This window comes from Bordetella sp., assembly GCF_057362025.1.
In genome coordinates, this window is record NZ_JBMQQZ010000051.1 from 1 (window position 1) to 7,804 (window position 7,804).

General features: G+C 68.0%; 6 protein-coding genes. 1 reads left to right on the forward strand and 5 read right to left on the reverse strand.

What is annotated here, in order from left to right; genetic code table 11:
* A partial coding sequence (locus tag ACO1P8_RS10160) for a DMT family transporter (RefSeq protein WP_486295765.1) occupies positions 1-416 on the forward strand: 416 nt, incomplete at its 5' end.
* 24 nt (positions 417-440) lie between these two features.
* Here the strand turns inward: ACO1P8_RS10160 and ACO1P8_RS10165 are convergent.
* From ACO1P8_RS10165 to aspS, 5 genes are all read right to left on the reverse strand, one after another.
* The gene (locus ACO1P8_RS10165) at positions 441-1,640 is read right to left on the reverse strand and encodes an acetyl-CoA C-acyltransferase (RefSeq protein WP_486295766.1); all 1,200 of its coding nucleotides are present in this window, start codon (positions 1,638-1,640) and stop codon (positions 441-443) included.
* A gap of 63 nt (positions 1,641-1,703) precedes the next feature.
* Positions 1,704-4,172, reverse strand: a complete 2,469-nt coding sequence (locus tag ACO1P8_RS10170) for a 3-hydroxyacyl-CoA dehydrogenase NAD-binding domain-containing protein (protein WP_486295767.1) — start codon at positions 4,170-4,172, stop codon at positions 1,704-1,706.
* Between the two features lie 217 nt (positions 4,173-4,389).
* Complete coding sequence (clsB, locus tag ACO1P8_RS10175) at positions 4,390-5,607, reverse strand: cardiolipin synthase ClsB (protein ID WP_486295768.1); 1,218 nt, start codon at positions 5,605-5,607, stop codon at positions 4,390-4,392.
* Positions 5,604-6,464, reverse strand: a complete 861-nt coding sequence (locus ACO1P8_RS10180; RefSeq protein ID WP_486295769.1) for an endonuclease/exonuclease/phosphatase family protein — start codon at positions 6,462-6,464, stop codon at positions 5,604-5,606. Before ACO1P8_RS10180 ends, clsB begins: the two co-directional genes overlap by 4 nt.
* Before the next feature lie 20 nt (positions 6,465-6,484).
* The coding region (aspS, locus tag ACO1P8_RS10185) for an aspartate--tRNA ligase (RefSeq protein WP_486295770.1) at positions 6,485-7,804 on the reverse strand (1,320 nt) is incomplete at its 5' end.

The following is a 7,804-nucleotide window of genomic DNA, read 5'->3' on the forward strand; positions in this document are numbered from 1 at the left end:
TGGCGCCCTTGTGCTACGGCATTGCGGCCAACAGCACGAAGCGCTATCTGGCCGGCGTGGACGCATTGAGCGGCGCGACCGGCAGCATGGTCAGCGCGTCGCTGCTGCTGATGCCCTTCGCGATCTGGACCTGGCCGGTCGAGCCGGTATCGATGCAAGCCTGGGGGGCGACGATCACGCTGGCGCTGGTATGCACGGCCATCGCCTATGTGATGTTTTTCCGGCTGATCGCCAGCGTGGGACCGACGGCGGCCGTCAGCGTGACTTTCCTCGTGCCGGTGTTCGGGGTGCTGTGGGGCACGCTGCTGCTGGACGAAGCGATCACCGGGACGATATTGCTGGGCGCGGCGATTATCCTGGTGGGCACGGCGCTGTCATTGGGGCTGGTCAGGGGGCGAAAGACGGCCAATGCCTGAACGCTCGGGCGGGAAGGTGCGCGTTTACACCCTTTCAAACACGCCCGCCGCGCCCATCCCGGTGCCGACGCACATCGTCACCATCCCGTACTTGCCCTGACGGCGGCGCAGGCCATGCACGACCGTCGCGGCCCGGATGGCACCGGTGGCGCCCAGCGGATGCCCCAGCGCGATCGCGCCACCCAGCGGGTTGACCTTGCCCGGGTCCAGGCCCAGGTCGCCGATCACGGCCAGCGACTGCGCGGCGAAGGCTTCGTTCAGTTCTATCCAGTCCATGTCCTGCAGGGTCAGGCCCGCCAGCCGTAGGGCGTCGGGGATGGCTTCCTTCGGGCCGATGCCCATGAGCTCCGGCGCGACGCCGCGCACGGCGAAGGAGACGAAGCGCGCCAGCGGCACCAGTCCATGGTCGCGCACGGCTCGCCCGGAGGCGAGGATGAGCACGCCGGCGCCATCCGATGTTTGCGAGCTGTTGCCCGCGGTGACGCTGCCACGTGCGGCGAAGACGGGCTTCAGCCGCGCCAGCGCCTGCATGGAGGTGTCCCGGCGCGGGCCTTCGTCCCGCGTGAAGTCGCTCTGGACGATGTCGATGTCGCCGGACCGCAAGTCGGCCCGGCGGGCAACGGTGGCAACCGGGGCGATTTCCTCGTCGAATTCGCCGGCATCCTGGGCCGCCAGTGCGCGCTGGTGCGATTGCAGGGCGAAGGCGTCCTGCGCCTCGCGGCCGATCTTCCATTGTTCGGCCACACGTTCGGCGGTCAGGCCCATGCCATAGGCGATGCCGATGTCTTCCTCGCTGGCGAAGATACGCGGCGAGAACGAGGGCGTGTGCCCCATCATGGGAACCTGGCTGAGCGATTCGACGCCGCCGGCGATGATGACGTCGGCCTCGCCCACGCGGATGCGGTCGGCGGCCATGGCGATGGCGCTGAGTCCGGACGCGCAGAAGCGGTTGACGGTGATGCCGGGCACGCGGTCGGGAAGGCCCGCCAGCAGGACGGCGATGCGGGCGACGTTCAGTCCCTGCGTGCCTTCGGGCCGCGCGCAGCCGATGATGGCGTCGTCGATCGCGGCGGGATCCAGCGTCGGCGCCCGCGCCAGCGTGGCGCGCAGGATGTCGGCCAACAGGTCGTCCGGACGCATGTGGCGCAGTGCGCCCTTGGGGGCTTTGCCCACCGGCGACCGCGTGGCGGCGACGACGTAGGCGTCTTGCAAGGTTCGTGTCATGGCGTGTCTCCTTCTACCAGGCAGCCTGGAAGCCCAGGCCTGAGGCCGCGCGCACGGGCATCCTTAGTTTCGCACCGGCTTGCCGGTCTTGAGCATTCCCATGATGCGCTCGTGCGTCTTGGGATTGGCCAGCAGGCGCATGAATGCGCGTCGTTCCAGGGCCAGCATCCATTCTTCGTCCACCAGAGTACCCGCGTCGACGTCGCCGCCACAAATGACGTGGGCGACGGTACGGCCCAGTTCGTAGTCGTACTCCGAGATGAATCCGCCATCCCGCATGTTGACCAACTGTGCCGACAAGGTGGCGGCGCCGTCCGTGCCGGCCACGGGGAATGGCGCGTCCAGCGCCGGCCGCCACCCGGCGTCGGCCAGCGCGGCGGCGTGGCCGATGGCGACGTGCAGCAGCTCGTCTTCGTTCATGACGATGGGGTCGGTTTCGCGCAGGTAGCCGATCTGTCGCGCCTCCAGGGCCGAGCGCGAGACTTTGGCGGTGGCGATGGCCTCGGCGAATTTCTGCAGGAATGGCAGGAGGGGGGCGTCCGGCGCGCAGGCGGCACGTTGTTCGGCGGCGCGCCGGGCGCAATAGGCCAGGCCGCCGGCGCCCGGGACCAAGCCGACGCCGACCTCGACCAGGCCGATATGGGTTTCCAGGTGCGCGACGCGGGCAGAGGCATGCACGGCGATTTCGCAGCCGCCGCCCAGGGCCAGCCCGGACAGCGCGACGACGGTGGGCACGAGCGCGCTGCGCAAGCGCTGGGCGACGCGCTGCAGGTCGCGTTCCATCGGTTCGATCGCGGCCGGTCCGCCCTGCATGAACGCCGGCAGCATGGCCTGCAGGTCCGCGCCGGCGGAGAACGGCTGGCCGGTCTGCCACACCACGAGGCCGCGGTAGCGCTCTTCCGCCAGGTCGACGGCCCGCAGCAGGCCCTGCGTGACGGCGGGGCTGATGGTGTGCATCTTGCTTTTGAACGACGCGATCAGGATATCGTCGTGGCCGTCCCGCGCCAGGGTCCAGAGGCAGATCGCCGCGTCCTCGTACACCGTGCGGCCCGGCGCCTCGTGCGTTTCTCCCATCAGGCGCGGGGGCGCGAGCTGGCGTCGATAGACGGGCAATTCGCGGCGCGGCTGGAATGCTTTTACCTCCGCATTCCAGGAGCCGCCGGCGGTATGGACGCCGCCGTGCTCGGGCACCGGGCCGCGCATGACCCAATCGGGCAGCGGCACCGGCGACAGGGCGCGGCCTTGGGCGATGTCTTCCTGTATCCATTCCGCGACCGTGGTCCAGCCGGCCGCCTGCCAGATCTCGAAAGGCCCTTTCGCGTGCCCGAAGCCCCAGCGCAGGGCGAAGTCGACATCGCGCGCGGTGTGGGCGATCTCGGCGAGATGGACGGCGGAATAGTGGAAGGTGTCACGCAGCAGGGCCCAGAGGAATCGGCCCTGGGGCTCGGTGGAATCGTGCAAGGCGCGCAGCCGCAGCGCGGGGTCGCGCTCGGCCAGCGCGGCGACGGTCGCTTCCTCCAGCCGCGCATCGGACGCGACGTATTGGCGGGTGGCGGGATCCAGGCGCAGGATGGTCTTGCCCTCTTTGCGGTAGAACCCGGCCCCGGTCTTCTGCCCGAGCGCGCCCTGCTCCAGCAGCGCCGCCAGCACGGGCGGGGTGGCGAAGGCCGCGTGGAAGGGGTCGTCCGGCAGGCCGGTCTGCATCGTATGGATGACGTGGGCCAGCGTGTCCAGGCCGACCACGTCCGCCGTGCGGAAGGTGCCGGATTTGGCGCGGCCCAGGCGGGAACCCGTCAGCTCGTCGACGACGTCGTAGGCCAGACCGTGGTGTTCGGCTTCGATCATGGCGGCCAGGATGCCGAATACGCCGATGCGGTTGCCGATGAAATTCGGGGTGTCCTTGGCGCGGACGACGCGCTTGCCCATGTCGGTCGTCAGGAAGGTTTCCAGGCTGTCCAGCAGGGCGGCGTCCGTGCGCGACGCCGGGATCAATTCGACCAGCGGCATGTAGCGCGGCGGATTGAAGAAATGGACGCCGCAGAACCTGTCTTGCATGGCTTCGGGCAACGTCGCGGCCAATGCATCGATGGACAGGCCGGACGTGTTGGTGGCCAATACGGCGTGCGGGGCGAGCGCGGGAACGATGCGCCGGTAGAGGTCCTGCTTCCAGTCCAGGCGTTCCGCGATGGCCTCCAGGACCAGGTCGCAGCCGGCCAGGAGGTCCAGGTTTTCGTCATAGTTCGCGGGCCGGATGTGCGCCGCGAGCTCGGCCGCGGCCAGCGGCGCCGGATTCAGGCGCGCCAGCCCTTCGATGGCCTTGCGCGCGGTGGCGCTGCGATCGGGGCCGTCGGCGGGCAGATCGAAAAGCACCGCGGGAATGCGTGCGTTCACGCAATGGGCGGCGATCTGCGCGCCCATGACGCCGGCGCCCAGGATGGCGACACGGCGGATGCGCGGGGCAAATCGAGGGGGGGCGGCATGTCCCGCCGCGGGGGTATGCGGCCCGGGTTGGGTCTCTGCAGCGGTGTTCATGACGAATGTCTCCTTGAGAAGGCGCGACCTTTGCCAGCTTGTACGTCCAGGACGGATCCAACGAGATTGTGGGGGATGCGCGGCACGGCGACAATCGCGGCCTGCGGCGTGGGGCCGGCGTGGCCCGCGCGGCTTACAGACCGCCTCGTACGCAAGCGAAGCGATTCGCGCCATCCCGCCACCCGCGGAGCGACGCGCCCTGGGGAAACGAGGCGGGTCAGTATCCCGAGGACTGGCCGGTCAGGGCCACGCCCAGGCGCAGCAAGGTGTACGCGACGTTATCGGCCAGCCGCCGCAGCAGGCTGCGCCGCTGATGGTCGGCCGTACGGACCAGCATGCCCCCATTGGCGATTTCTTCCTCCAGCCTGCCGTACAGTTCGCGCGCGAAACCGGCATCGTCGACGACCACGTTGGCTTCGCGCGCCAGCAGCAGGCTGAAAGGGTCCAGGTTGGACGAGCCGACGGTGGCGAAGTCGTCGATCACCGCCACCTTGGCGTGCAGATAGCCGGGCATGTACTCGTAGATCTCGATGCCGGCGTTCAGCAGGTCGGCGTACAGGACATGGGTGGCGTAGTACTGCAGGCGGTATTCCACCTTGCCCTGCAAGAGCAGCCGCACCCGTACCCCGCGGGCGGCGGCACGCTTGAGCGCGCGGCGAAAGCGCAGGCCGGGAAAGAAGTACGCATTGGCGATGAGGATGTCGCGGTGGGCGCGCGCGATGCCATAGAGATAGGCACGTTCGAAGGTCTGGCGCCAGCGCAGGTTGTCGCGCAGCACCAGGGCGGCGCGCAGGCGTCCGGGCGGCTCGGCCAGCGGCTGGAATTCGGGGCGTCGCAGCCGCCGGCGCGCGGCGGCCATTTCGCCGCGTCGCAGGACGGCCGGGTTCAGGCGTATCCACAGCAGGTCCTGCGCATGGATGGCGTGGGCGACCAGCGGCCCCTGAACCTCTACCGCGAAATCGAAACGCGGGTTGGCGTCGATGCCATCGGTCGGATCCAAATCGTCATAATCGTCGACGATGTTGATACCGCCGACGAAGGCGACGCGTCCGTCGACCACCGTGACCTTGCGATGCAGGCGGCGCAGCCGGCTGCGCGAAAACAGCAGCCGTCGCGGCCAGCCCGGTTCCGGCCGGAAGATGCGGCACTGGGCGCCGGCGTCCAGCAGGCGCCGCTGTACCTCGTGCACCCATTCCCAGCTGCCGAAGCCATCGATGACCACGCGCACCTTCACGCCGCGCGCGCAGGCGCGTTGCAGCGCGGCCAGTACCTGTTGCGCCGTGCGGTCCAGCGTAAAGATGTAGGTTTCGAGGTGGACCACCGTGCGGGCGGCATCGATGGCCTCGCAGAGGGCGGGGAAGAATTCCGCGCCGTTCTTGAGCAGCCGGATCGCATTGCCTTCCGACCAGTGCAACCGCAGCGGCCTGGACTTCACGGCAATTCGAGCTCCGCCAGCAAAGGAGAGTGGTCCGACAATTTGGCCCAGGCGCGCCCGCGCAATACGCGCGCGCTGCGCACGCCGAAACCGCGCTGGTAGATGCGATCCAGGCGAAACCAGGGGAACACGGCGGGAAAGGTACGCGGCGGTGGCGCGTCGCGCAGACCGCCCTGCGCCGTCAGCTGATTGCTGCGCTCCAGCATGGCCAGGCTGTTCGGCACGCCGCGCAGCACGTTGCTGAGCCGCCGCATGCTCTCGCGCAGGCGCGGACCTTCGCCGCCGACCAGCTTGGGCGCATGGGAAAACACTTCGTAGACGCCCAGGCGCTGGACGAACAAGGGCGCCAGCCTGTCGCCCCAATCGTTGAAGTCGCCCGCGATCACCATGGGCGCGCCGGCCGGCACCACGCGGTCGATACGATCGACCAGGGCCTGGATCTGCCGCGTGCGGCTGCCGGAAAACAGGCCCAGGTGCACCACGAAGCAATGCACTTCGCGGCCGGCGACTTCGACCGTGGCATGCAGCAGCCCGCGCTGCTCCAGCCGGTGATCGGAGATGTCCTGGTTTTCGTGTTCGAGGATCGGATAACGCGACAGCAGCGCATTGCCGTGGTCGGTCTGGTTGCGGATGGCGTTGCGGCCGTAGCACATGTCCATGTGCAGCGCCGCGGCCAGCGACATGTGCTGGGCATCCAGCACGTTGCGGCTTTCGTTGCGGCCCTGGACTTCCTGCAGGAAGACCAGGTCCGGGCGCAGTCCGTACAACCCCAGGCGCAGCTCTTTGAGGGAGTCCCGCGCGCCCAGCGCGGAACGGCCCTTGTGGATGTTGTAGCTGACGACGCGCAGGATGGACATGGCCCCAGCTTACCGCATGGTCATTTCACTTCCGCGTTGCGCAAACGGATGTGCAATTCGCGCAGCTGCTTTTCGTCGACCGGCGAAGGCGCCTGCGTCAGGAGATCCTGCGCGCGCTGCGTCTTGGGGAAAGCGATGACGTCGCGTATCGACTCGGCGCCGCTCATCATGGTGACGATGCGGTCCAGGCCGAAGGCGATGCCGCCGTGCGGGGGCGCGCCGTACTGCAGCGCGTCCAGCAGGAAGCCGAACTTCTGCCGCGCTTCTTCCGCGTTGATCTTCAGGGCGCGGAAGACCTTGCTCTGCACTTCCTCGCGATGGATACGCACCGAGCCGCCGCCGATTTCCCAGCCGTTCAGCACCATGTCGTAGGCCTTGGCGTAGGCCTTGCTGGGATCGGTTTCGAGGAAGTCCTCGTGGCCGTCCTTGGGGCTGGTGAAGGGATGGTGGGCAGCGGTGTAGCGGCCTTCTTCCTCGTCGTATTCGAACATCGGGAAGTCGATGACCCACAGCGGGCGCCAGCCGGGCGTGAACAGCCCGGAGGTCTTGCCGAATTCGCTGTGGCCAATCTTGACACGCAGCGCGCCGATGGAATCGTTGACGACCTTTTCCTTGTCGGCGCCGAAGAAAATGATGTCGCCGTCCTGGGCGCCCGTACGCTTGATCAGCTCGGCCAGCGCCGCGTCGTGGATGTTCTTGACGATGGGCGATTGCAGGCCGTCGCGGCCCTTGCCGGCTTCGTTGACCTTGATCCAGGCCAGGCCCTTGGCGCCGTAGATGCCGACGAACTGGGTATAGCTGTCGATTTCGCTGCGCGACAGGGAGCCGCCGCCCGGCACGCGCAGGGCCACGACACGGCTGCCCGGGGTGGCCGCGGCGGTCGCGAAGACCTTGAAATCCACATCGCGCATGATGTCGCTGATGTCGGTGAATTCCAGCGACACGCGCAGGTCGGGCTTGTCCGACCCATAGCGGCGCATGGCTTCGGTCCAGGTCATGCTGGGGAACGGCTGCGGCAGGTCGACGTTCTGCACCACCTTGAAGACATGGCGGATCATGCTTTCGAAGATCTCGCGGATCTCTACTTCGTTCAGGAAGGAGGTTTCGCAATCGATCTGGGTGAACTCGGGCTGGCGATCGGCTCGCAGGTCCTCGTCGCGGAAGCACTTGGTGATCTGGTAGTAGCGGTCGAAACCCGACACCATCAGCATCTGCTTGAACAGCTGCGGCGACTGCGGCAAGGCGAAGAACTGGCCGGCGTTCACGCGCGAAGGCACCAGATAGTCGCGCGCGCCTTCGGGCGTGCTCTTGGTCAGCATCGGCGTTTCGATATCGATGAA